The following is a 24,027-nucleotide window of genomic DNA, read 5'->3' as shown; positions in this document are numbered from 1 at the left end:
ACCTCTTTTGCGAATTATTTACTAATATTATAACATAAACGTTCGTTTTAATCTTGTTTCGTTTCGCTTTTAAAGTAAAAAAAGGAAAGAAACTGTTTTCTTCCCTTTTATTTTCTTAATGTCTAAAATGTCTCACGCCTGTGAAGACCATAGTTAAGCCGTATTTTTCCGCCGCTTCGATGGATTCTTGGTCACGGACTGAGCCTCCAGGCTGGATGATCGCCTTAATACCTGCTTTAGCGATTTCTTCCACGTTATCTGCAAATGGGAAGAAGGCATCGGAAGCAAGCACAGCGCCGTCAAGGCGGTCTTTAGCTTGGTCAATGGCGATGCGAACAGAAGCTACACGGTTAGTTTGCCCTGGGCCAACGCCAAGCGTCATATGGTCGTTGGTTATGATGATCCCGTTTGATTTCACATACTTGATAGCCTTCCAAGCAAATTCAAGAGCAGTCGCTTCTATCTCGGTTGGCTGGCGCTTGGTCACCACTTGCCAGTCAGCTGGGCTTTCCTTGACCACGTCTTGATTTTGAACAAGGAGACCACCAACCACACCTGTGTATTCTGCTTCCACTTCGCTAGCATCTTGAGCGTCAAATGGCAAGGCAAGGATACGCAAGTTTTTCTTTTTATTGGTCAAAATAGCTAGCGCTTCATCCGTATAGCTTGGTGCGATGATGATTTCAAGGAAAACGCCGTGCATCTTCTCAGCAGTCGCAGCATCTACCTCACGGTTAAGGACGACAATTCCACCAAAGATAGACACTGGGTCAGACTCATAAGCATAGTCCCAAGCAGTCTCGATGTCGTCAGCTTGACCAATCCCACATGGATTCATGTGTTTGAGGGCCACAACGGTTGGATGGTCTTTGAAGTCACGGATGATACGAATCGCCGCATCCGCGTCACGAATGTTATTAAAGGACAATTCCTTACCGTTGAGCTGTTTCGCTGAAGCAATCGAATAGTCAGTCGGCAAAACTTTTTGGTAGAAGTCAGCATCCTGCTGAGGATTTTCCCCATAGCGCATGGCTTGTTTGAGGTCATAGGTCAAAGTGAGTTTTTCAGGCTTACTTTCACCCACTTGAGCTGTGAAGTATTCTGCAATCAAAGCGTCATAAGCCGCAGTGTGACGGAAAACCTTGGCTGCCAAACGTTGGCGCGTTTCGTAGGTCGTTTCACCATTGGCTGCCAATTCGTCCAAAACCACAGCATAGTCAGCAGGGTCTACCACAACTGTCACGCTGGCATGGTTTTTAGCCGCTGAACGAAGCATGGATGGCCCACCGATATCGATATTCTCCACCGCATCAGCGTAAGTCACATCTGGTTTGAGAATTGTTTCCTTGAAAGGATAAAGATTGACCACCACAAGGTCAATGAGCTCGATCTTATTGTCCTTAGCCGCTTGAAGGTGGATATCGAGGTCACGACGAGCGAGGAGACCACCGTGGATATTTGGGTGGAGGGTCTTCACACGACCGTCCATCATTTCTGGGAAACCAGTCACATCATCGATAGCAATGGTATCCACCCCAGCATTATCAAGGGTAACCTTGGTCCCACCTGTCGAGATGATGTCCCAACCGAGTTTTTTAAGTTCTTGGGCAAATTCAACAATGCCCGCTTTGTCTGAGACGCTGATTAAGGCCTTTTTCGTCATTCTATTCCTCTTTCTTTAGATCCAAGCGCATAGCGACTTCGTTATTTTCTTCTATAAGCCCTGTTTCCTGAAAACCCAGACTAGTCAACAGGTGCTTCATTTTTTCATTTCCAACCACATAATCTGCGGTAATATGACTGCAAGCTCTATCCATCTGAGCCTCTTTGATTAGAACTTCCAAGGCTTTTCGACCATAACCTCTTCCTTGGTACTGCTGACCAATCATTATCCGCCAGATAAAGTATTCCGCTTCATCCTTGTCTATTTCTAGCAGGAGAAAGCCAACCACTTGCTTATCCCAATAGATTGCCATCGGAAACACATCTTCGTTTTTCCGGTAGAGCCATGCATCAGCTAAAGAGCGAACATTTGGAGCTACGAAACGTGCTCGTTCATCAGCTTCTGATATTTTCAAATCCAGCACTGCCTGAAAACTGCTCTCATCTACCAATTTCAGTTCAATCATTTTTTCTCCTAGCAAGATTGCTCAATCAAAACTTTATTTACTTCTTACCTTCTCTCCACTCCCAAACTATCCAACACCTCTGGATACAACTTATACTCTGCTTCATGAATACGAGCTTCAAAGCTTTCGATGGTATCATCAGCTAGACGTGGCACACGGACTTGTTTGATGACCTTGCCTGTATCCACACCTGAGTCCACCCAGTGAATGGTCACACCGCTCTCAGCAACCCCAGCATTCCAAGCGTCCTCAATCCCATGAGCTCCTGGAAATTCTGGAAGGTAGGCAGGATGAATGTTGATAATCCGACCTTCATAAGCTGCTAGCAAGGTTGGGCCAACGATTTTCATGTAGCCTGCTAGGCAAACCAAGTCAATCTGGTGCTCTTCCAAGAGTTCGACAAGGGCTGCTTCATAGTCTGCCTTGCTCTCAAACTCCTTGAGTTCAAAAGCATAGGACAGAACGCCGAGCTTGTCTGCACGATCGAGCACATAAGCATCACGATGGTCTGAAAAAACAAACTCCACTGGAAACTCTTCAGCAATCACCTGAAAATTTGAGCCATTACCAGAGGCAAAAACCGCTATTTTTTTCATTTGATGATGACACTTTCGTTTTCTTTCTTGACGATGCGACCAATTTCATAGACTGGTTCATCCAGCAATTCCTTGACGCGACCTACATTTTCAGGGCTAACTGCCAGCATGAGTCCCACACCCATATTGAAGATTTCAAACATTTCTTCACGCTTGATTTCACCGTATTTTTCAAGAGCTTTGAAAATAGGAAGGACTGGAACCTTGTCTTCTTCAATTTCCGCAGCTAGGTCAGCCGCAAACATACGAGGAACATTCTCGATAAAGCCGCCACCTGTGATGTGGGCAATGCCGTTGACTAACTCTTCCTTGATAAGTGGCAAGACAGTCTTGACATAGATACGAGTCGGCTCAAGAAGGACTTCCTTGAGTTTCTTGCCTTCCAATTCCGGCAAGACTTCCTCACCTGTGTAGTCCGCAAAAACACGACGAACGAGGGAGTAACCATTTGAGTGAATCCCACTTGAGGCAAGTCCGAGAAGAACATCGCCTTCAGACACCTTTGAGCCGTCTATAATTTGAGATTTTTCAGCCACACCGACTGCAAAGCCAGCCAGATCGTAGTCATCTGCGCCATACATACCAGGCATTTCAGCCGTTTCCCCACCGATGAGAGCAGCGCCTGCCTGCACACAACCTTCTGCCACACCAGCAACGACTTGTTCTAGTTTAGCTGGTTCATTCTTCCCTGTCGCGACGTAGTCAAGGAAGTAAAGAGGCTCCGCACCTGCAGCGATGATATCATTGACACACATGGCCACACAGTCCTGCCCGATGGTATCGTGCTTGTCGTACTTGATAGCCAGCATGAGCTTGGTTCCGACACCGTCAGTCCCTGAAATCAAGACGGGCTCTTTGACACCTGTTTTTGAGAGGTCAAACATGCCACCGAAACCACCTAGAGCTCCCATAACACCTGCACGCTCCGTACGAGCCACGTGCTTTTTGATCCGCTCAACAACTTCATAACCCGCTTCAACATCCACACCTGACTGCGCATAAGCATTTTTATTTGTCATCTTCTCTTCCTTTCCTTTCATGGAGAGTCTTTATCCGTCTATTTGTAAAAACTGGTCTTTTCATCCAAACTTCTACGATAGTCTTCTTCATAGTCGTAGAGAGGAGTTGGGTAGTCGCCGTCAAAGTAAGCTACACAGAGACCACCGTTTGGCGCATCTGTTTCGATGCCGATAGAATTAATCAAGCCATCAATCGAAAGATAGGTCAGGCTATCCGCACCAATGATTTGGCGAGTTTCTTCGACCGTATGATTGGCCGCAATCAGCTCCTGACGCGTCTGGATATCAATCCCGTAAAAACATGGATAAGCTAGCGCTGGACTACCAATAGCAACATGAACCTCAGACGCACCTGCTTCTTTCAAAAGCTGAACGATACGGCGAGAGGTCGTCCCACGAACAATGGAATCATCCACCATAACCACACGTTTGCCTTTGACAACACCCGAAACAGCAGACAGTTTCATCCGCACCCCTTGCTCCCGCAATTCTTGAGTCGGTTGGATAAAGGTACGTTGGGTGTATTGGTTTTTGATCAGACCCATTTCATTTGGTAGACCAGATTCTTCTGCAAATCCCATAGCTGCGCTGAGCGAGGAATTTGGCACACCGACCACAATATCTGCTTCGTGCTTGAACTCACGCGCTAATTGAGCCCCCATACGTTTGCGAGCTGTATGGACATTAACACCATGGATATTAGAGTCAGGACGGGCAAAGTAGATATACTCCATAGAGCAGATCGCCAACTGGGTATCATTCGTATAGCTATCATACTGAATCCCATTGTCATCCACGATTACAATCTCTCCTGGTTTCACATCACGAATCCACTCGGCACCAATGACTTCAAAGGCACAGGTTTCAGACGAAACCACCACCGCTCCGTTTGCCATTTTTCCGATAGAAAGCGGACGGAAGCCATTAGGATCAAGCGCAGCAATCAACTTGTCCTCAAATAGCAAGATATAAGCAAAGCCACCTTTGACAAGGCTGAGCGCCTCCTTGATTTTGCCCATCAAGTTCGGATTGTGACTCCGACGAATGAGGTGGGCCAAGATTTCCGAGTCCGAAGTTGAACTGAAAATAGCTCCTCTTTGTTCCAATTCTTTCTTGAGCGATTCGGCATTGGTCAAGTTTCCGTTGTGAGCAAGTCCAAACTGCATATCATGAAAGCGAAAGAGGAAGGGCTGGATATTGTCTACAGAAGCTTCGCCAGCAGTCGCATAACGAACATGCCCAATCGCGCTCGTTCCAGTCAGTTTATCCAAATTAGCTGGATTTCTGAACACTTCTGATAAAAGCCCCATATCACGATGACGCTTCAATTGCCCCTGATCATTAGAAAGGATTCCTGCCCCCTCTTGACCACGGTGCTGAAGACTGTGGAGACCAAAATAGGTCAATTTAGCAGCATCTGGATGCCCCCAGATACCGAAAACACCACATTCTTCATTAAGAGATTTTACTTCGTATGTCATTTTTTATACCTTTTATTTCTCTGTGAAATAACGCACAGCCGACGCGAACAGGTGCTGGTCTTTATTTCCTGGGATGTTTTGGAAGAGACCGTCTTCATAACGTTCTGAGTGTCCCATTTTACCGATGATTTGACCATTCTTGCTGGTAATTCCTTCGATGGCATTTACCGAACCATTCGGATTGTACTTAGAATCCATACTTGGTTTGCCGTCAAAGTCAACGTATTGGCTAAAGATTTGACCATTGACACGGAGCTCTGCAAATTCCTCAGCCGTCACGACAAATTTCCCTTCACCGTGCGATACTGGAATGGCATGGATATCGCCCACTTGTACTCCAGCCAACCATGGTGAGTTGGTATTGGCAATTCGCGTTTCCACCATCTTAGCCACGTGCTGGTTGGCATCATTGTAGAAGAGGGTTGGACTAGTGCTGCTGGCATCTTCAAAGTTTCCGTATGGAAGAAGACCTGATTTGACGAGGGCTTGGAATCCATTACAGATACCGATAATCAAGCCACCACGAGCGATAAAGCCATCAATGGCTGCACGCACTTTTTCATTGAGCAAGATATTGACAATAAACTTAGCTGATCCATCCGGCTCATCCGCAGCTGAGAATCCACCTGCAAAGAAGAGAATGTTTGCCTTGCCGATATTGTCAACCATGGTTTCAACTGACTTGACAATTGCTTCTTCATTCAAGGTTACAAATGGCACCAAGTTAACCTCTGCACCTTCTTTTTCAAATGCCTTGGCTGAGTCATATTCTGAGTTGGTTCCTGGGAAGACTGGGATGTAAACCACCGGTTTTTCAATAGTTTCCTTGGCTTTGATGACTGCGTTAGAAGCGACAGCTGGCACTTCTTCCAATTCTTTAGCTTGTGCAAATTCAGTAGGGTAAACTTCTTCTAATTTTCCTTGGAAGGCACTGTCAAGTCTGTGTCCATCTAGCTTCACACCGTTGACAAGGAGTGTAAAGTCTGCGCTTGTTTGTCCAATCTTCTCTACTCCAGCGATTTCTTGAGGAGATGTGAAGACAAATCCACCCAATTGAGCTGTCAAGGCTGTTTCAAGTTCAGGCAAGTTCACCTCTGCACCGATATGGTTCCCAAAGGTAGCAAGAGCCAAGCTTTCAAGGACACCGCCATATTTGACAGCTGATGCAGATGTTACTTTGTGATCAGCTTGGATGGCTTCAAATTGAGCAAAATTAGACTTAATCAAGTCAAAATCAATCTCTGCAGCAAGAGCTTGACCTGGGATGTAGTAGATGTTTTCACCAACATTCTTGAACTCTGGAGAAAGCACCTTACGGCTATCTGCTGTTGTGACCCCAAAGGCGACCAAGGTTGGTGGTACGGTCAACTCTTCAAAGGTACCAGACATAGAGTCCTTACCACCGATAGATGGCAAGCCAAGTTGGATTTGTGCTTCGATAGAGCCTAGAAGAGCTGCTACTGGCTGACCGAAACGCTCTGCTTGCTTGTCCATCCGCTCGAAGTACTCTTGGTAAGAGAAACGAGCCTTAGACCAGTTGGCACCAGTAGCCACCAAACGAGCTGTCGCTTCGATAACTGCATAGGCAGCCCCGTGATATGGAGACCATTCTGCTAGATAAGGGTTGAACCCTTGAGCCATGACAGACGCAGTATTGGTCACCCCGTGCTGAACTGGCAATTTCTGGACAGATGCCTCAGTTGGTGTGAGTTGGTAGCGACCGCCAAGTGGGTGATTGACTGTAGAACGACCGACCGAACAGTCAAAGATGGTTTGCAAGCCTTTTTGACTTGCATGGTTCAAATCAGACAGAACTGCAAGGGTATCTGCTTCAAGTGTGTCAGCATTGGTTGTGCGTTCTTCTGGAAGTTTGGCATCCTTGTCCACAACCTTGGCATCAACGACTACGCGCACACCGTTTGTATCAAGGAAACGACGTTCCAAGTCAACAATCGTTTCACCATTCCAGTGCATGACAAGATTTGGTTTTTCAGTCACTGTTGCCACAACAACAGCGTCAATATTTTCTTTATTACATTCTGCAACGAAGGCATCTACGTCTTGAGGACGCACCACAACTGCCATCCGTTCTTGAGATTCAGAGATAGCAATTTCTGTACCATTCAAGCCTTGGTATTTCAGAGGAACCTTGTTAAGGTCAATTTCAAGACCATCTGCCAATTCACCGATAGCCACACAGACACCACCTGCTCCAAAGTCATTGGACTTCTTGATGAGACGAGTGACATCGCCATTACGGAAAAGGCGTTGGATCTTGCGCTCTTCGATGGCATTCCCTTTTTGAACCTCAGCACCGGCAGTCTCTACAGACTCAACTGTTTGAACCTTAGAAGATCCCGTTGCACCACCGACACCATCACGCCCAGTCTTACCACCTAGCAAGATAATCACGTCACCAGCTTCCGGTTTTTCACGGACAACGTTGCCCTTGGGAGCTGCACCGACAACTGCACCTAGCTCCATGCGTTTGGCTACAAAACCTGGGTGGAAGTATTCACGAACGTAAGTCGTCGCCAGACCAATTTGGTTCCCATACGAAGAATAACCATGAGCCGCTGTCTTCGAAATGACTTGTTGTGGCAATTTACCAGCGCGAGTTTCTGAAATCGGCGCTGTAATATCACCAGCACCTGAGATACGCATAGCTTGGTAAACATAAGAACGGCCTGACAATGGGTCACGAATGGCGCCACCGATACAAGTAGCCGCGCCACCAAATGGTTCAATTTCCGTTGGGTGGTTGTGGGTTTCGTTTTTGAACATGAGGAGCCAAGGTTCCTTGACACCATCAACGTCCACTTCGATTTCAACCGAGCAGGCATTGATTTCGTCAGACACTTCCATATCGTCCAAACGACCATTAGCACGCTCATAACGACCAAAAATCGTCGCCATATCCATCAAGGTTTGTGGCTTTTCAGACCGACCTAGTTCATCACGCATGGCAATATACTTGTCATAAGTCGCTTGCAATTGTTTTTGGAATTTAGAAGCTGAAAAATCAATGTTTTTCAACTCAGTCTCGAATGTTGTATGACGGCAGTGGTCAGACCAGTAGGTATCTAATACCTTGAGCTCAGTCTCGTTGGCACGCGCCCAATTGACTTGAAATAGTCTTGGATAAAGAGCAAATCATCCACTTCCATTGCCATCCCTTGCTCGGCCTTGTAGCGAGCAAAGTCTTCTGCCGTATAACTTTCAAAGAAAGTCAATTTAGGAATGGTCTTGTCCGACTCTGAAAATTCCTGCTTGGCAATCCCTGTCGTGATGTCCTTGAAACGAGAATCAACTGGGTTGAGCAAGTAGTTCTTGACTGCTTCCAACTCAGTCGCATCAATATCCTTATTGACCAAGTAAAGCTGGGCTGTGTTGACTGTTACATCACTTGAACTTCCCAGTAAAAGCAAGGCTTCCTGTGAAGAAGCTGCACGCTGGTCAAATTGACCAGGCAGGCTTTCAATGGCAAAGAAAGCATAGTTGGCAAGATCCGCTTGCACGGCCGCTTCGTCCAAGACATGATCCGTCACCTGCTCAGAGAAGATGTGCTTCTCTGCAGGTGCAAACAAGTCCTCTGCCAAATCAAAGACATCATAAACCTGCACAATGCGAATACTTTTCAAAGTTGACAATCCCAAGTTGTGCTGGAGCTCCCTTACCAAACTCTCTGACTTGACCTGAAAATCAGCCTTTTTTTCAACAAAAATACGTTTATCCATCAATTCTTATTCCTTTATTTCAGCTCTTGCAATGTTCCCAAACGACCTTGAAGATGTTATTTTAAACCTTGCAACTTTTCCCAGACAATCTCATAAACGTCTGTTAGTTCTCCCAATCCTCTACGGAAAACATCCTTATCCATGTGGTTGCCATCTGCATCCCACAAACGGCAGTTATCTGGTGAAAACTCGTCTGCCAAGATAATCTTACCATCCTTGTCAAAACCGAACTCTAGCTTAAAGTCAATCAATTTAAGGCCAATCTCAGCAAACCAGACTTTCAAAAGTTTATTGATACGACGGGTTTCTTCTTTCAAGTAAGCAATCTGCTGGTCATCCGCAATTTTTAGGAATTTCACATGTTCATCATTGATAAAGGGATCATCCAAATCATCATTTTTATAGTAAAATTCGACAATTGGAGTCTCAAATGCGATACCTTCTTCTACGCCAAAACGTTTTGAAAAGGAACCAGCCGTGTAGTTGCGGAGCACAACTTCCAAAGGAATAATCTCAACCTTTTTATTGAGTTGTTCCGTGTCCGAAAGTTTCTCCACAAAGTGAGTCGCTACACCAGCCGCATTTAATTTCTCAAAAATAAAAGATGAAATCTGATTATTTAACACTCCCTTGCCCGCAATCTGCTCCTTCTTAACACCATTGAAAGCAGTCGCCTGGTCCTTGTAAGTTGAAATAATGAGATTTTCATCCTCAGTTGTATAGATATCCTTGGCTTTTCCCGAATAGATCAATTTTTTTGACATTTTAAAGTTCGCCTTTCGTATTACTTGAGCACATTCTACCACAAAACAAACAAAAATTCAAGATTTTTACGAACTATTAACAAAATAGCGCTTGTTGCGTAAAGAAAAAACCGCAAAACACCTTTGTCTTACAGTTTTTCAATCAGTTATCTCGAAAAAAGACGAACATTATTCTCTGTTCAAAAATTGATCCCAATAATAGCGCAAATAGCTTTTCTTCCCTGTGATTAGCGTCAAACGCCCTTCTGAACCATAGCGAAGACTTTCTGCCTGTTCAGGAGTCAGACTGGTCTCCGCCTCTATTTTAAAGAAATTGCCCTTTTCAGTCTTGGTAGCTGTCGCATCAATACTTGTAATCGTAGAATCCAGGAAGATTTGATTCTTCGCATCATTAGTCGTAGTATAACGGACAGAGTCCCCAATCTTAACTCTAGCAACATCTTTTGAACTGAGATAGGCTGTGAGTTTGGTTTTGCCTTCTTTTTCCAAGGATGGATAGAGCTGGGCTAGCAGAGTTCCTTCTGCAACCATCGTAGATTCACTGGTCTCAGGATTAAGGTGAAGCACCCCATCCTCACTTGCTATAATTTTCCCCTTGTCCAGCAGACCTCCTTGGACTTTCTTACCCGACTCTGCCTCCAAAATTTTCTGATCCAAAAGGGTTAATTCCTGGCCGACTTTGACTAGGTGCTGAGACTTGAGGGATTCCAGTTGACTATCCAGTCCCGTTGCGTAGGCTTGTTGAGCTCCAGAACCCGCATACTGCACACGATAAGTAGCTAAACTAGACTCTAGCTGGGCAATTTGTGCATCCACCTGTGCAATAACTTGCGATTTAGCTTGCGAATCATCTCCAGCTTGGTTTTTATAAGTCTGATAAAATGAGTAGGCTGCATTTTGACTATCCAGTTGATCTCCTTTTTCAATCGCCGACTTAGCTGTTTTGTAATCTCGGATTTTATCCTCTGTTTGGCTGATAAGGTTGCCAATCTCAGCCTGACTCTGACTTGCGGCTGCATTTTGAGAAGAGATGCTGGCATTTTGTTGAGAAACATTGCTCCTAAGACTACTAGCTTGGCTGAGATAGTCTCGAAACATCTCCTGATATCCAAACTTATCCGCCTCTGGAAATTGATCACTCCCCTCTTTCAAACTGGATTGCAAATACCCCAACTGCTTTTTTTGATCCTTTAACATCTCCAATTGACTGGCGTATGCTTCAGCTTGAACAGCTTCCGCCCCCTGCTGGTACTCAACGAGTAAATCCCCCTGCTTGACCAGTTTATTTTCTTCCAGATAATTTGCCACAATCCGTTGATTGCTAGTCGACTGGATGTTGGCAATGATCCGACTAGGTTCGACAGTAGCTCTAGTAGACAAACTAATCTCTTTCTCTGCAAAAACTGCAAATCCTAGTAAAAACACGAACAGAAGTGACATAGGTAAAATCACCCGACTGGAAAAATTATGGTAACGACGATTATAAAACTCCGCACTTTCTAAAAATTCTGGTTTCATCCTCTCCTCTTTCTAGCTATTGACCAAATGGGCATAAAAGCCATCCTGTGCAAGCAAGCCTGCATGGGTGCCCTCTTCGACAATCTTGCCCTGCTCCAAAACAACAACCTTTTCTGTCCGCTCAGCGATGGTCAAGCGATGGGCGATGAAAATCAAGGTCTTATCCAAAGCCATAAGATTATCCACGATTCGCTTTTCTGTCAAAATATCCAAACTGCTAGTCGCCTCGTCCAAAATCAAGACAGGCGCATCTGTCAAGAGAGCACGCGCCAGAGCGATTCTCTGCCGTTGCCCACCAGAAATTCCAGCCCCATCCGAAGTTAATTCTGTCTGGTAATTCAGGGGCATACGCTCAATATCCTCCCGAATCTCGGCCAACTCAACCGCCCGTAAGATGTCTTCCTGAGTCGTCCCCTCCTTGGCTCCAAGGAGAAGATTCTCCAAAATCGTTCCGTTAAAAACATAGGGCTGTTGAGGCAAATAGTTGATGTACTGGCGCAGGGCCTTTTTATCAATCTGATTGAGATTGACACCACCCAGACTAATCTCTCCCTGACTTGGGTCGTAAAAATTAACCATCATCTTGGCTAAGGTGGTCTTACCCGAACCTGAAATCCCCACAAAAGCTACCTTAGACCCTTGCGGAATGGTCAAATTGATATCCGACAAGACATCTCGACCATAGCCATACTTATAGTGAACCTGCTTAAAGGTCATATCTCCATTCATCATGCTCAAATCTTCTACCGTTTTCTTCTCCTCAAACTCCGAAGCTACTAGATAAACCTCATTTAAGCGATTATTGGCAACCTGCGCTGTCTGAAGTTTGGTTTGTAGGTTAATGATATTTTCCAAAGGATTGGTAAAGTAAACAAGCAAAGTATTATGGGTAATCAGCTGGCCCAAACTCATTTTCCCATCCATGACAAGAATAGCTCCTAGCCAGAGAACGGCAACATTGAGCAGGAGCTGGGCAACTTTTTTCAGAGCCTTTTGCTGGCTTTCTGCCCGACTATAGGTAAAAGATTTTTTTAGATAAGCCACAAATTCCTTATCAATCTTTTGATAGCGCGAACTCTCACTGGTCAAAGATTTAATAGTCTCAATACCGTTGATGTCCTCAATGATAGAAGAAGACAGAACCGCATTGGCTTCCATGGTATCCCGATTCATCTTTTCAAACGGCTTCATAAAAGCAAAGATAATCACGGTATAGATAGGAAGTGCAAGCAGACTAATGAAAAAGAGCGTGATGTTCTGTGAAAATAGCACAAGCGAGATAATCAAAATCGTCGACACATCTAGGAAAATCGAAAGAATGGTCGAAGCTAGCGCGTCGATGATACTGTTAGCATCTGTAAAACGAGAAACGATTTCCCCTGTTCTGCGTGTCGCAAAAAAGGACATCGGCAGGTGAAAAACATGCTTGATGTAGGACAAAATCACATCGATGGACAAGCGTTGCCCCAGAACAAGTAAAAGGTATTCCTGCGCATGGGACAAAATCTGCTGGAGGATATAGACGATGACTAGTCCTATTGAGATAATGCCCAAGGTCGAACGCATCTGATCTGGTACGTAACTATCAATGATAGACTGTAGATAATAAGAACCTACAATGTTAATCAGTGTTACCAAGAGTGTCGCTAGGACGATATTGGTAATTAAGCCATGCTGTTTGAGTAAAATCGGCATGAAGGATAAGAGCCCCTGTTTTTTCTCCTTATGAGGTTTATAGCTCGGAGATGGCGCCATAAAAATACTAACCCCTGTCCATTCTTGCGCAAATCGCTCACGGGAAATCTTAGTCAGCTTGACACCCGGATCCGGATCAGCGATATGAATGTACTTTTTATCCTGACCTATCACCACATAGTAGTGGAGCAATTTCCCTTCCTTGAGCACATGAGCCGCAAAAGGAAAGGTCAAATCTGGCAGATCAAAAAGCGTCATATCCGCCTTGATAGCCCGCGTCTCAAACCCAATCTCCTCTGCCACCTTGACCAAACCCAAAGCCGTTGTCCCATCCATGGTCGTCTTGGCTAATTCTCGTAGATGAGCCAAGGAGTAATAACTACCATAGTAGCCAAATACCATGGCTAAGGAAGCCACGCCACAATCCATCTGATCCACCTGGGGACGATAGTGCCTTTTCCTAAATTTCATATCTTCTCCTTTTTCTAACAATCTCTTTAAAACTTTGTAAGATTATTTTAACCAAATAAGGGTAAAAACAGGAAAATATTCCTAAATAAACCATTTTTGCGCCTAAAACGCACTTTAGAAAGCATAAACTATCATTTAAATGTAAAAAGCAGAACAAAAGTTCTGCCTGCTTAAAGTAACCGTTAAAAAATGAATGCCCAGAAATAAACTATTCTGAAATGATATTCTCTTTACTTCTATAAAGTGAGATAAATGTCATCAAAAATAATGAAATCGTAGGTAGATCAAAACATTCAAACCATGTAGGTAGATGTATCTTGTTTATATCGGCCACGATTCTAATCATTAGATAAGCCATCGAGCTAAATAATACAGTGGTCTCTGGCCAAGTTTTTTCTAGTAATTGAACAACTTTCATCTCAAACTCCAATCTGATGGTCCATCAATTCCCACTCGTACTTTCTTTTGTTTTGTACTTGTATCCTAGATAAAACAGACCAAGCAGAATTGGATAGGTTTCTGGATAAAACAGAGTATTGATCGGATTTTTCATAATCAAATACGTTGCGATATAAAGAATAATCGATACGACAAAATACCCCTCAGCAAATCCTAATAAGATTTTTTTCATAGCAGACTCCTATTTACATGCACAAAATCCTTTTCATTCAGATTGATCTTTTATAGTTTTGATTATTTTTCGTCAAATCCTTACAAAAAATACCAAAATAGCTCGAAGCAAGCAAACCAACTACAGTCCATTGCCAATCAAAGGATACTAATGAACCTGTACGAATCAGATGAAGCGCGAGATTGAGAGCTATAGCCGACAAAGGAATTACAGTAGCTAATTTAGGTAAGAGTGTATTGAGATTTAGGTTACGATTCATAGTTAATTTCCTTCTATATTTAGATTAACGTCTACTTCCTAGATAACGCCCATACATATAAGCAGCTACTCCTAATACACCCCAAGCTATTGCTGTGGAAGTAGTGACAATGAAGCCTCCTTCAGTAAGAGCCAAATCTTCTTCTGTCATGATATCAAATTTTTTATCCATTTCTTTCATTTTTCTCTCTCCTTTTTAAATAATACTGGCTAATCCAATAGCTACTCCAACCAAAATCCCTACTATTCCTAAATTAGTTCTTATTTCATTGATAATAACTAAAAGATGACTATTCAATAGCAGTTGCCATACACTAAAAATAGTTCTCTTTAAACCTTGTCTTTAGCTAAATCCAAGTAACTCATCATCAAAATAAGGATCGGAACAACTAATTCTGTTTGGAAATATTTTTCAACATTAAAGGTGATTACATTTAAATCTCCCAATATGCAAAGCACTCCAAAAATAATTAGAACTGCTCCCATTACATTTTTTAGATTTTTCATACAATTCTACTTTTATCCAAATTTACGTTTTAAATCTTGACCAATTAATCGACCACCAAGGAAAATTGCTACTCCTCCAGCAATCATGGCTATGGTAATTAAGCCACCTTCTGTATTCATCAATTCTTCTTCTGTCAATTCTGTCCATTTATTTAAATTCATTTTTTCTCTCCTTATTATTACATAAAATAGCCCCAAGCAATACCACCAATTAGTAAGACACCTCCTACAACTACAGCGGTAACCGACCCCCCATTCACATCCGTCAACTCTTCTTCTGTAAGAGCTACAAAGTTCTGTTCCATGTTGTCAAAGTTTGTCATCTTTCTTCTCCTCTATATTTTTCTATATATCTAATCTTTAACCTCTAAGCCACTTAAATAGCCAGATTGGGTAAATTACTGAAATCATTTTCTTCTCTCCTTTCTTTTCTTCTCACTTATCTATTCGAAAAACAATTCGAAAATGAACAATTCATTCATTTTTATTTTAAAAACCACTTAATAAACCACGGATAAAAACCGGTCACATACATAAACGTTCCTCCTTTTTCTTTCTCATCTCTTTATTCGCAATTTCTACTAAAAGTTTCTCTTTTTTCCGCAAATAAAAAAACAACATGACTTGCATGTTGCTTTTGGCTATTTTTTATCTTTAATAATTGCTACTACATCCGCTACACTTTGAAGTTGATCGATTTCCTCATCAGTGATTTCGATACCAAATTCATCTTCTAGTGTCAAGACAAACTCCATCAAATCCACTGAGTCCGCATCTAGATCGTCTTTCAAACTTAAGGCTTCTGTTACGTCAAAGTCTTCTCCCTGTCTCTCTTGGATAATGGTTACAATACGGTCAAAAATTTCTTTTTCTGTCATCTTTTTTATTCTCCTGAAAATTCACGCGCAGTTTGAGCAACTACGTCTGTTTCTAGCATAGTACGAATCTGACGAATCGTACTGTACACAGCCTTAGCATCACTTGAGCCATGAGTTTTTACAACTGGCGCCTTGACGCCAAACAAGACTGCTCCTCCAACATCTGAATAGTTGAGCTGTGTCTTCAACCCCTTAAGACTATCCTTGAGAAGTAGAGCACCTAGCTTCGCTCGAAGACCACCACCTGTAATAGCTGTCTTGAGCAAGCCCATAATTCCCATGGCTGTCCCTTCAATGGATTTGAGAACAGCGTTTCCCGTGAAACCATCTGTCACGACAACATCCGCAACGCCATTCATCAGATCACGCGCTTCCACGTTTCCGATAAAGTTCAAACTTTCATCAGCTACTAGCAATTCGTAAGTTTCCTTACGAAGCGGGTCGCCCTTGCTGCTTTCTGTTCCATTGTTGAGTAAACCAACACGTGGTTTCGAAACCCCACGAACATTTTTCGCATAGAAGGAACCTAAAACAGCGTATTGGTGCAGATGATGGGCTGTATTTTCTGCATTGGCACCGAGATCTAGCATATCAAAGCCTTTTCCATCGATGGTCGGCAAGGTAGACATGAGTCCTGGACGATCGATATTTTTGATACGACCCACAATAAAGAATCCTGCAGCCAACAAGGCACCTGTGTTCCCAGCTGAGAGGACGGCGTCTGCTTCTCCCTCTTTGACTGCCTTGGCTGCTAATACCATGCTGGCATTTTTCTTCTTACGGATAGCTTTTGTCGGCTCATCGTCTGAGTTGATTTTCTCATCCGTATGGATAATGCTGACGCGCTCTGTAGCCGTTAGATATTGCTTGATCTTGCTTTCATCTCCGTAGAGTTGAATCTCAATATCTGAAAAGTCAGCAAGGGCTTGATTGACACCCTCAACGATGGCTTGAGGTGCGTAATCGCCCCCCATAGCATCTACTGCAATTTTTTTCATTTGTTTTCCTCTTTTAGTAATTGTCCCCAGTCTGCTAGGGAATCAATAAATTTCTTTGATTTAAGGTGAATCCCAACGTACTCTTCGTAGAGTTGATCCATAAACTTGCGTAGCTCTTGCTTGATTTCTGCCTTAAGCGAAATGGTCTCCAAGGTTTCAAAATCAATGGCTTGAAATTGATTGAGCAGATAAGGGATATTGGGATTGAGATGACAACGTCTCTCATCCTCATGATAATGCTCTGGGCAAAGGCAGGCTCCATATTTGAAAGAAAAGTCAAAGGCCTGACCCACCCGATGGCAAAAGACACACTCATTAAAATTAAGGCTGATTCCAAATCGAGTCAAGATTTGAATTTCAAAAATATTGGTTAAGACCTGATAATCTATCCCTGCTTCCATCAACTCCAGAGTCTTTCTCAAGAAAGCAAACAAGGGAGCATCCTGCTGATTATCCTGCAAACTAACATCTGCAAGAGCTGCCACATAGGTAGCATAGGCCATAACAAAGAGATCACTATTAATCTTTGGAAAGGTCATCACCTCATGGTAGTCCTCGATGTAGCTAAGCCCGTCATCATTGATTCGCAAGAGAAATCGTGCCAACACCAAGGGCTGAATAACCGGAGCTAGTTTGGACTGGCCAGCGTGTTTGACGAAAAACATGCGCTTGCCCGCCTGCTCGGTAAAAATTTTGACTAGCTTGTCATCCTCACGAAAGTTACGATTGTAGAGTACGAGACCTTGACTCGTGATAGACTGAATCATGCTTCTCTCATGTACTCCTCAAGTCGTTTCATGGCCTCTCTGATCGTTTCCATGCTGGCTGCATAAGATAGACGAACATAGCCTTCCCCATAACGTCCAAAGGCGGCACCAGGGATAAAGGCAACGGCCTTCTTATAGGCAAAATCCTTCAGAAAAGCAAAGGAGTCTTGATTGTAGCCCGCTGGAATCTTAGCAAAGATATAGAAGGCCCCATCTGGTTTGATAATCTCAAAACCAAGAGCAGTCATCTTTTCGATGATATAATCACGACGCTGGATGTATTCCTTTTTCATAGGCTCTGCGTCATTTTTACCAGCGGTCAAAGCCTCCACCGCAGCATGCTGAGCCATCGTATTTGCAGCAGTAACCAAATACTGGTGACTCTTGATTAACTGAGCTGTGAAAACCGCAGGAGCAAAGATAAAGCCTAAACGCCAACCTGTCATAGCATGAGACTTAGACAAACCATTGATAATAATAGCCTGGTCTCTCAGCATAGTTCCCAGAGATACATGAGCTTCCCCTGTATAGGTTAATTCTGAGTAAACCTCATCACAGATAACAAAAATCTCATACTTGCGTAAAACGTCTGCCAAGGCTTCCAACTGCTCCCGACTATAGGTAATTCCTGTCGGATTAGCTGGATAGTTGAGAATGACAGCTTTGAGCTTGTCCCCTTGCTCCAAAATGGCCTTTTCCAACATCTCAGGAGTCAAGACAAAACCATTTTCAGTTGTATCAATCTCGACAATCTCTGCCCCAACCAGATTGACAATCGGTTCATAGCCTGGATAGGCAGGAGCTGGCAAGAGCACCTTGTCCCCCTCTTCCAAAATAGCTGTCAAAGTAGCAGATAAAGCCTCTGTCGCCCCAATTGTAACCAAAATTTCATTTTCAGGATGATAATCTAGCTGGTATTTTTCTTTTACAAAGTCGCTAGCAGCCTGGCGCAAGGTCAGTAAACCGCTCATCCCTGTATAGTAGGATTGGTTCTGGTCAATGGCCCGCTTTGCCGCCTCCTTGACATGATCTGGCGTTGTAAAATCAGGTTCTCCCAAGGTCAAGCGTAGAACTCCAGGAATCTCTGAAATGGCCTGATCAAACTGGCGAATCAAGGACACTTGAATCTTATCTAATTGTTTATTAAAGCGTTTGGTTAAGTCCATAGATATCCCCCTTGCTTACAGAACATAGTACTATTATACTACAAAAGCTCCCTGACCGCAAAATCCATCTGAACCCCGCATTTTTCACTTTCTGCTTTACTTTTCTTCTCAATAGGACTATAATAATAAGTGCTTATTTTCGGAGGTTTATATGTCATTTTTATCAAAAAATGGAGCAGGCATCTTGGCCTGCCTTCTCATTTCTATCGTATCATGGTTTCTGGGAGGATTTTTCCCCGTCGTGGGTGCACCTGTCTTTGCAATTTTTGCTGGAATGCTCCTCCACCCCTGGCTCTCACCCTACAAACAACTAGACGCAGGTTTGACCTTTAGTTCCAAGAAATTGCTCCAGTATGCCGTTATCTTACTCGGTTTTGGTCTCAATATCTCGCAAGTCTTCGCAGTTGGACAATCTTCACTCCCCGTCATCCTTTCCACCATTTCGATTTCCTTAATCGTTGCCTACCTCTTCCAGCGTTTCTTTGCGCTAGACACAAAACTGGCTACCTTGATTGGAGTGGGTTCTTCTATCTGTGGTGGTTCTGCCATTGCTGCGACAGCACCCGTTATCCATGCCAAGGAAAAAGAAGTTGCCCAAGCCATCTCCGTTATCTTTTTCTTCAATGTCTTAGCAGCACTTATCTTTCCAACTCTAGGAACCTGGCTTCACCTATCCAATGATGGCTTCGCCCTCTTTGCAGGAACTGCAGTCAATGATACTTCTTCTGTAACGGCTACCGCCAGCTCCTGGGACAGTCTTTATCAGACCAATACCCTTGAGTCTGCAACTATTGTCAAACTCACGCGCACCTTAGCAATCATCCCCATCACGCTCTTTCTCTCCTACTGGCAAAGTCGCCAGCAAAAAAACAGCCAAGATTTCCAACTAAAAAAAGTCTTCCCACTTTTTATCCTTTATTTCATCTTAGCCTCTCTCTTAACGACTCTTCTCACCTCTCTCGGCGTGTCTAGTAGCTTCTTCACCCCTCTCAAACAACTCTCCAAATTCCTTATCATCATGGCCATGAGTGCCATCGGTCTCAAAACCAATCTGATTGCCATGGTCAAATCCAGCGGTAAATCCATTCTTCTTGGAGCCCTTTGCTGGATTGCCATCATCCTCACCAGTCTTGGCATGCAAGCATTGATTGGTACTTTATAAAATAAAAAGGTAGCCCATGGCTACCTTTTTATTGCTCAAGAATTAAGCGAGTATGTTCTCTCTTAATACAACGATTCATCACGATGTCATCGCATCCTCCAGCACGTAAGATTTCTTCCGCTTCTAGATTTTCAAGTCCCAGTTGTGCCCAAAAAATCTTAGCATCAGCCTTGAGAAAATCACGCGCCACATCTGGTAAAAACTCACTGCGACGGTAAACATTGACAATATCTACAGGAAAAGGAATCTCTTCTAGACTCGCATAAGCCTTTTCTCCCAAGATTTCCCCACCTGCAGCCTTGGGATTAACTGGAATGATTTTATAGCCCCGAGCTTGCATTTCCTTGGTCACTCGATTACTAGTTGTTTCCTCACGATCGGACAAACCCACTACCGCTAACGTTTTACTGGTTGTAAGATACTGACGGATCACACCATCACTTGGATTGATAAATTCTTGGCTCATAGAAATCCTCCTTTTTTCTCAGTATAGCATATTTTGAAAAGGCTTGCAGATTTTGACTATAAAAATCTCCTAGCAAGAAAAGAAACCTGCTAGGAGTTCTGTCTACTTCAAGTGAAAGATTAAATCTTTTTCTCAATACAAAATAGGGGAGAAAGAGGACGTTTTTCGTGGATACGGATAATGGCATCGCCAAGAAGATGAGCAATCGAAATTTGTTCAATCTTATCAATCAAACGCTCCTCTGGTAGGTAGATCGTATCCAAAACAACCAATTTCTTAATAGCTGATTTTTGGATATTGTCCATAGCTGGTCCTGAAAGAACTGGGTGCGTACAGCTTGCGTAAACCTCAACAGCACCTGCTTCAGCAAGAGCATCCGCCGCATGACAAATAGTTCCAGCTGTATCGATCATATCGTCAATCAAAATACAAGTCTTACCTTCTACCTTACCAATGATGTTCATCACTTCACTGGTATTCATCTTGTCTACACTACGGCGTTTGTCAATAATCGCAATCGGAGTTTTCAAAAACTCTGCCAATTTACGAGCACGAGTCACCCCACCATGGTCTGGGCTGACAACCACGTAGTCAGAGCCAACCATGCCACGACGTTCAAAATAGTCCGCAATCAAGGGAGCACCCATCAAGTGATCTACAGGAATATCAAAGAATCCCTGAATCTGTGCAGCGTGCAAATCAATCGTCAACAAACGATCTACCCCAGCAACTTCTAGCATGTTTGCAACGAGTTTTGCTGTGATTGGCTCACGCGCGCGCGCTTTTCTATCCTGACGTGCATAGCCATAGTAAGGCATAACAACATTGACAGATTCTGCACTAGCACGCTTCAATGCGTCCACCATAATCAAAATTTCAAGTAAATTATCATTTACAGGTGAACTAGTTGATTGTAGGATAAAGACGTGTTTCCCACGGATTGATTCTTCGATGTTGACCTGAATCTCTCCGTCTGAAAATTGGCGAACAGTCGATTTCCCCAACTCTATCCCAATTTCTTGCGCCACACGCTCTGCCAATTCTCTATTAGAAGAAAGGGCAAACAGCTTTAAATCAGAAAAAGACATGATTTCCTCCGGTATTTATGTATCACTTGTTTTTACACAACATTTTCCATCTACCATTGTAGCGCTTTTTCCTTTATTTTTCAATCAAAAATAAAACAAGAGTAAACATTTATACCCTTGTTTTATACTATTTTATATTAGCTATATTAAATCTGAAAATCCTACATTTTAACAATCGATTTTATGCTAGGATGAGATTTTTTCGAGGCAAAGTTAGTATACTTCTCTCATACTTCCTGTATCCACATCATAGACAGCACCTGAAATAACCACATCATCAGGAATCAGTGGAGATTCTCGAAGCAATTGCATATCCTCTCTCACACTCTCTTCCACATCCTGGAATGGTAAAAAATCTTGATCAGACACATCGACTCCGAGCTCGTGTTTCAAATGTTCATGAAAACTTTCATTTTGAAAGGTTTGAGCTCCACAATCTGTATGGTGAAGCACCACAATCTCTCTTGTCCCCATTTGTTGCTGGGAAATCACCAGTGAACGAATCATGTCCTCAGTTACTCGACCACCCGCATTCCGCAAGATATGAGCATCCCCAAGGGCCAAACCTAGAGCTTGCGCAACGTGTAGACGTGAGTCCATACAGGTCACGATAGCTACTCTGGTTTTGGGTTTAAGTGGCAGATTTAACTGCCCATGTAGGGCAACATAAGCCTGATTGGCTTGCATAAACTGTTCAAAATACGACACGATTCCCTCCTGAAAAATTTGATAATCAAATATTTCTCCTATCTTATCATTTTTAAGAGGATTTGTCACGGATTATGCAAAGACCTTTTTCAAAACTTCTTGAATCGTTGTCACACCAATGACTTCAATTTCCTTGGGTGGAGTGATTCCTGTCAAGGAATTCTTGGGTACATAAATCTTGGTAAAGCCCAGTTTTGCCGCTTCATTTATGCGTTGTTCGATGCGATTCACGCGCCGAATTTCTCCGGTCAAGCCCAGTTCACCCACAAAACATTCCTGAGGATTGGTAGGCTTGTCCTTGTAACTAGAGGCAATAGCCACTGCAACGGCTAAGTCAATGGCAGGCTCATCCAATTTGACGCCACCAGCAGATTTGAGATAAGCATCCTGATTTTGCAAAAGAAGCCCTGCTCGTTTTTCCAAAACAGCCATAATCAGACTTGCACGATTGAAATCAAGTCCAGTCGTCGTACGCTTAGCATTTCCAAACATGGTTGGTGTTACCAAAGCCTGAACCTCCGCCAAAATCGGACGGGTCCCTTCCATGGTCACAACGATTGACGAGCCAGTAGCCCCATCCAAACGCTCCTCTAGGAAAACTTGACTCGGATTGAGTACCTCAACCAATCCACCCGACTGCATCTCAAAAATCCCAATCTCATTAGTGGAACCAAAACGGTTTTTGACTGCCCTCAAAATACGGAAGGTATGGTGGCGCTCCCCTTCAAAGTAAAGCACCGTATCCACCATATGCTCCAACATACGCGGACCTGCCAAGGTTCCTTCCTTAGTCACATGTCCTACGATAAAGATAGCAATGTTATTAGTCTTCGCCAACTGCATGAGTTCAGCCGTTACCTCACGCACCTGAGACACAGACCCCTGCACCCCTGAAATCTCAGGAGACATAATCGTCTGGATAGAGTCGATGATGAGAAAATCTGGTTGGATGCGCTCCACCTCAGATCGAACACTCTGCATATTGGTCTCTGCATAGAGATAAAACTCGCTATCAATATCCCCCAAGCGCTCTGCACGGAGTTTAATCTGCTGGGCAGACTCCTCCCCACTGACATAGAGAACAGTCCCTACTTGGGACATCTGAGTCGATACTTGTAAGAGAAGGGTTGATTTCCCAATCCCTGGATCCCCACCGATAAGAACGAGACTCCCCGGTACCACACCTCCACCAAGCACACGGTTAAATTCCTCCATCTCCGTCTTGGTTCGATTGACATTGATGGAAGTCACCTCAGCCAGTTTCATGGGCTTGGTTTTCTCACCTGTCAAAGACACACGCGCATTCTTGACCTCGGCAACCTCAACCTCTTCTACAAAAGAAGACCAAGACCCACAGTTAGGACAACGTCCCAGATATTTAGGGGAATTATACCCACAATTTTGACATACAAATGTCGCTTTTTTCTTTGCGATGATAAACCTCTTTCTAAATCTCTATCTCACACTCAATCACTTGGCAAAAATCAATCTTCTCGTTTGATACAAATTGGCGCATGAGCATTCCGTGAGTTACAATGATAATAGTTTTATAATTTTTATATTTTTCCAAAGCTCTTAAAAAACGATGACGCATCTCTAGATCAGTTTCATAGCGATAAGGAGAATCTTCAGATAAACCTCCTTGATGTTTTAGATAATATTCATGAGCTACCAATACACTAGTTAAATCAGAGTTAGTACCATCTAAGTCTGGACGCCACTCATGAAAAAACGGCTCCACAAATAAGTCCAATCCCGTTTCAACTGCTATATAATGTGCTGTTTCTAAAGCCCTCGTCACAGACGATGAAATAATAATCTCTGCCTTTCCAAAACATGTAGTTTTAGCAACTTCTTTTGCCAGACTGCGACCTTTTCCTGTCAATGGTGCTAAATCACGACCAAAACCACTATATAGTTGCGAATTTTCAAGTTTATCAAGCATACTATAATCTGGTTCCCCGTGACGTACAAAGATAATCTTCATC

General features: G+C 43.4%; 24 protein-coding genes and 1 pseudogene. 1 reads left to right on the top strand and 24 read right to left on the bottom strand.

The window, feature by feature from the left end; all coding sequences use genetic code 11:
* Positions 1 to 115: 115 nt before the first annotated feature.
* The 19 genes and pseudogenes from purH to KX728_RS00155 form a co-directional block, all read right to left on the bottom strand.
* The gene (gene purH / locus KX728_RS00245; protein ID WP_215805109.1) at positions 116 to 1,663 is read right to left on the bottom strand and encodes a bifunctional phosphoribosylaminoimidazolecarboxamide formyltransferase/IMP cyclohydrolase; all 1,548 of its coding nucleotides are present in this window, start codon (positions 1,661 to 1,663) and stop codon (positions 116 to 118) included.
* Position 1,664: 1 nt separating this feature from the next.
* The gene (locus KX728_RS00240) at positions 1,665 to 2,129 is read right to left on the bottom strand and encodes a GNAT family N-acetyltransferase (RefSeq protein ID WP_215805108.1); all 465 of its coding nucleotides are present in this window, start codon (positions 2,127 to 2,129) and stop codon (positions 1,665 to 1,667) included.
* A 44-nt stretch (positions 2,130 to 2,173) separates the two neighbouring features.
* Positions 2,174 to 2,725, bottom strand: a complete 552-nt coding sequence (gene purN, locus KX728_RS00235; protein WP_215805107.1) for a phosphoribosylglycinamide formyltransferase — start codon at positions 2,723 to 2,725, stop codon at positions 2,174 to 2,176.
* A complete protein-coding gene (gene purM, locus KX728_RS00230) occupies positions 2,722 to 3,744 on the bottom strand; it encodes a phosphoribosylformylglycinamidine cyclo-ligase (protein ID WP_215805106.1) in 1,023 nt (340 codons plus the stop codon). The genes purN and purM overlap by 4 nt, the downstream gene beginning before the upstream one ends.
* A 38-nt stretch (positions 3,745 to 3,782) precedes the next feature.
* Positions 3,783 to 5,225, bottom strand: a complete 1,443-nt coding sequence (gene purF, locus KX728_RS00225) for an amidophosphoribosyltransferase (RefSeq protein WP_215805105.1) — start codon at positions 5,223 to 5,225, stop codon at positions 3,783 to 3,785.
* Positions 5,226 to 5,237: 12 nt separating this feature from the next.
* Positions 5,238 to 8,962 (bottom strand): annotated as a pseudogene (locus KX728_RS00220) (phosphoribosylformylglycinamidine synthase).
* Positions 8,963 to 9,018: 56 nt separating this feature from the next.
* Positions 9,019 to 9,726: a phosphoribosylaminoimidazolesuccinocarboxamide synthase gene (gene purC, locus KX728_RS00215; RefSeq protein ID WP_215805104.1), complete on the bottom strand. Its 708-nt coding sequence runs from the start codon at positions 9,724 to 9,726 to the stop codon at positions 9,019 to 9,021.
* Between the two features lie 168 nt (positions 9,727 to 9,894).
* Positions 9,895 to 11,244 (bottom strand): HlyD family secretion protein, encoded by a 1,350-nt coding sequence (gene comB / locus KX728_RS00210; RefSeq protein ID WP_215805103.1) that lies wholly within the window; start codon positions 11,242 to 11,244, stop codon positions 9,895 to 9,897.
* A 12-nt stretch (positions 11,245 to 11,256) separates the two neighbouring features.
* Entirely contained in the window at positions 11,257 to 13,410 is a 2,154-nt protein-coding gene (comA, locus tag KX728_RS00205) for a peptide cleavage/export ABC transporter (protein ID WP_215805102.1), read from the bottom strand.
* A gap of 442 nt (positions 13,411 to 13,852) precedes the next feature.
* Positions 13,853 to 14,041, bottom strand: a complete 189-nt coding sequence (locus KX728_RS00200; RefSeq protein ID WP_000722236.1) for a hypothetical protein — start codon at positions 14,039 to 14,041, stop codon at positions 13,853 to 13,855.
* 37 nt (positions 14,042 to 14,078) lie between these two features.
* Positions 14,079 to 14,300, bottom strand: coding sequence for a hypothetical protein (locus tag KX728_RS00195; RefSeq protein ID WP_001081404.1), 222 nt, complete (start codon positions 14,298 to 14,300; stop codon positions 14,079 to 14,081).
* A 24-nt stretch (positions 14,301 to 14,324) separates the two neighbouring features.
* The gene (locus KX728_RS00190; RefSeq protein ID WP_000661692.1) at positions 14,325 to 14,480 is read right to left on the bottom strand and encodes a hypothetical protein; all 156 of its coding nucleotides are present in this window, start codon (positions 14,478 to 14,480) and stop codon (positions 14,325 to 14,327) included.
* A gap of 149 nt (positions 14,481 to 14,629) precedes the next feature.
* Positions 14,630 to 14,806 (bottom strand): hypothetical protein, encoded by a 177-nt coding sequence (locus KX728_RS00185; RefSeq protein ID WP_000793177.1) that lies wholly within the window; start codon positions 14,804 to 14,806, stop codon positions 14,630 to 14,632.
* Between the two features lie 12 nt (positions 14,807 to 14,818).
* Positions 14,819 to 14,968, bottom strand: a complete 150-nt coding sequence (locus tag KX728_RS00180; RefSeq protein ID WP_001052546.1) for a class IIb bacteriocin, lactobin A/cerein 7B family — start codon at positions 14,966 to 14,968, stop codon at positions 14,819 to 14,821.
* 17 nt (positions 14,969 to 14,985) lie between these two features.
* Complete coding sequence (locus KX728_RS00175; RefSeq protein ID WP_000180838.1) at positions 14,986 to 15,129, bottom strand: class IIb bacteriocin, lactobin A/cerein 7B family; 144 nt, start codon at positions 15,127 to 15,129, stop codon at positions 14,986 to 14,988.
* Positions 15,130 to 15,447: 318 nt separating this feature from the next.
* Positions 15,448 to 15,684, bottom strand: coding sequence for an acyl carrier protein (locus KX728_RS00170; RefSeq protein ID WP_045593788.1), 237 nt, complete (start codon positions 15,682 to 15,684; stop codon positions 15,448 to 15,450).
* A 5-nt stretch (positions 15,685 to 15,689) separates the two neighbouring features.
* Positions 15,690 to 16,682, bottom strand: a complete 993-nt coding sequence (gene plsX, locus KX728_RS00165; RefSeq protein ID WP_084917282.1) for a phosphate acyltransferase PlsX — start codon at positions 16,680 to 16,682, stop codon at positions 15,690 to 15,692.
* Positions 16,679 to 17,449, bottom strand: coding sequence for a DNA repair protein RecO (gene recO / locus KX728_RS00160; protein WP_070534765.1), 771 nt, complete (start codon positions 17,447 to 17,449; stop codon positions 16,679 to 16,681). The genes plsX and recO overlap by 4 nt, the downstream gene beginning before the upstream one ends.
* Complete coding sequence (locus tag KX728_RS00155; protein WP_084917280.1) at positions 17,446 to 18,615, bottom strand: pyridoxal phosphate-dependent aminotransferase; 1,170 nt, start codon at positions 18,613 to 18,615, stop codon at positions 17,446 to 17,448. Before KX728_RS00155 ends, recO begins: the two co-directional genes overlap by 4 nt.
* A 151-nt stretch (positions 18,616 to 18,766) precedes the next feature.
* Here KX728_RS00155 and KX728_RS00150 point away from each other — a divergent pair, with 151 nt between their 5' ends.
* Positions 18,767 to 19,777 (top strand): YeiH family protein, encoded by a 1,011-nt coding sequence (locus KX728_RS00150; RefSeq protein WP_000009151.1) that lies wholly within the window; start codon positions 18,767 to 18,769, stop codon positions 19,775 to 19,777.
* Between the two features lie 28 nt (positions 19,778 to 19,805).
* Here the strand turns inward: KX728_RS00150 and KX728_RS00145 are convergent, their stop codons facing one another.
* The 5 genes from KX728_RS00145 to KX728_RS00125 form a co-directional block, all read right to left on the bottom strand.
* A complete protein-coding gene (locus KX728_RS00145) occupies positions 19,806 to 20,243 on the bottom strand; it encodes a CoA-binding protein (protein WP_049490128.1) in 438 nt (145 codons plus the stop codon).
* Positions 20,244 to 20,362: 119 nt separating this feature from the next.
* Positions 20,363 to 21,331, bottom strand: a complete 969-nt coding sequence (locus KX728_RS00140; RefSeq protein WP_000010174.1) for a ribose-phosphate diphosphokinase — start codon at positions 21,329 to 21,331, stop codon at positions 20,363 to 20,365.
* Between the two features lie 213 nt (positions 21,332 to 21,544).
* A complete protein-coding gene (locus tag KX728_RS00135; protein WP_002876632.1) occupies positions 21,545 to 22,039 on the bottom strand; it encodes a beta-class carbonic anhydrase in 495 nt (164 codons plus the stop codon).
* A gap of 72 nt (positions 22,040 to 22,111) precedes the next feature.
* Positions 22,112 to 23,473, bottom strand: coding sequence for a DNA repair protein RadA (gene radA, locus KX728_RS00130; RefSeq protein WP_084917279.1), 1,362 nt, complete (start codon positions 23,471 to 23,473; stop codon positions 22,112 to 22,114).
* A 13-nt stretch (positions 23,474 to 23,486) separates the two neighbouring features.
* The gene (locus tag KX728_RS00125; RefSeq protein WP_215805101.1) at positions 23,487 to 24,026 is read right to left on the bottom strand and encodes a histidine phosphatase family protein; all 540 of its coding nucleotides are present in this window, start codon (positions 24,024 to 24,026) and stop codon (positions 23,487 to 23,489) included.
* Between the last annotated feature and the right edge of the window lies 1 nt (position 24,027).

The sequence above is a fragment of the Streptococcus oralis genome, from assembly GCF_019334565.1.
Taxonomy (GTDB): Bacteria; Bacillota; Bacilli; order Lactobacillales; family Streptococcaceae; genus Streptococcus; species Streptococcus oralis_CR.
This window is presented reverse-complemented; position numbering and strand designations above follow the sequence as displayed.

Coding starts and splice junctions, on each gene's coding strand:
- KX728_RS00240 (WP_215805108.1), bottom strand. CDS start 2,129: ATGATTGAACTGAAATTGGTAGATGAGAGCAGTTTTCAGGCAGTGCTG.
- KX728_RS00175 (WP_000180838.1), bottom strand. CDS start 15,129: ATGACAAACTTTGACAACATGGAACAGAACTTTGTAGCTCTTACAGAA.
- KX728_RS00145 (WP_049490128.1), bottom strand. CDS start 20,243: ATGAGCCAAGAATTTATCAATCCAAGTGATGGTGTGATCCGTCAGTAT.
- KX728_RS00140 (WP_000010174.1), bottom strand. CDS start 21,331: ATGTCTTTTTCTGATTTAAAGCTGTTTGCCCTTTCTTCTAATAGAGAA.
- purM (WP_215805106.1), bottom strand. CDS start 3,744: ATGACAAATAAAAATGCTTATGCGCAGTCAGGTGTGGATGTTGAAGCG.
- purC (WP_215805104.1), bottom strand. CDS start 9,726: ATGTCAAAAAAATTGATCTATTCGGGAAAAGCCAAGGATATCTATACA.
- purH (WP_215805109.1), bottom strand. CDS start 1,663: ATGACGAAAAAGGCCTTAATCAGCGTCTCAGACAAAGCGGGCATTGTT.
- comB (WP_215805103.1), bottom strand. CDS start 11,244: ATGAAACCAGAATTTTTAGAAAGTGCGGAGTTTTATAATCGTCGTTAC.
- KX728_RS00185 (WP_000793177.1), bottom strand. CDS start 14,806: ATGAAAAATCTAAAAAATGTAATGGGAGCAGTTCTAATTATTTTTGGA.
- comA (WP_215805102.1), bottom strand. CDS start 13,410: ATGAAATTTAGGAAAAGGCACTATCGTCCCCAGGTGGATCAGATGGAT.
- KX728_RS00200 (WP_000722236.1), bottom strand. CDS start 14,041: ATGAAAAAAATCTTATTAGGATTTGCTGAGGGGTATTTTGTCGTATCG.
- KX728_RS00155 (WP_084917280.1), bottom strand. CDS start 18,615: ATGGACTTAACCAAACGCTTTAATAAACAATTAGATAAGATTCAAGTG.
- KX728_RS00180 (WP_001052546.1), bottom strand. CDS start 14,968: ATGAATTTAAATAAATGGACAGAATTGACAGAAGAAGAATTGATGAAT.
- KX728_RS00125 (WP_215805101.1), bottom strand. CDS start 24,026: ATGAAGATTATCTTTGTACGTCACGGGGAACCAGATTATAGTATGCTT.
- purF (WP_215805105.1), bottom strand. CDS start 5,225: ATGACATACGAAGTAAAATCTCTTAATGAAGAATGTGGTGTTTTCGGT.
- recO (WP_070534765.1), bottom strand. CDS start 17,449: ATGATTCAGTCTATCACGAGTCAAGGTCTCGTACTCTACAATCGTAAC.
- KX728_RS00190 (WP_000661692.1), bottom strand. CDS start 14,480: ATGAAAGAAATGGATAAAAAATTTGATATCATGACAGAAGAAGATTTG.
- KX728_RS00170 (WP_045593788.1), bottom strand. CDS start 15,684: ATGACAGAAAAAGAAATTTTTGACCGTATTGTAACCATTATCCAAGAG.
- KX728_RS00195 (WP_001081404.1), bottom strand. CDS start 14,300: ATGAATCGTAACCTAAATCTCAATACACTCTTACCTAAATTAGCTACT.
- purN (WP_215805107.1), bottom strand. CDS start 2,725: ATGAAAAAAATAGCGGTTTTTGCCTCTGGTAATGGCTCAAATTTTCAG.
- KX728_RS00150 (WP_000009151.1), top strand. CDS start 18,767: ATGTCATTTTTATCAAAAAATGGAGCAGGCATCTTGGCCTGCCTTCTC.
- plsX (WP_084917282.1), bottom strand. CDS start 16,682: ATGAAAAAAATTGCAGTAGATGCTATGGGGGGCGATTACGCACCTCAA.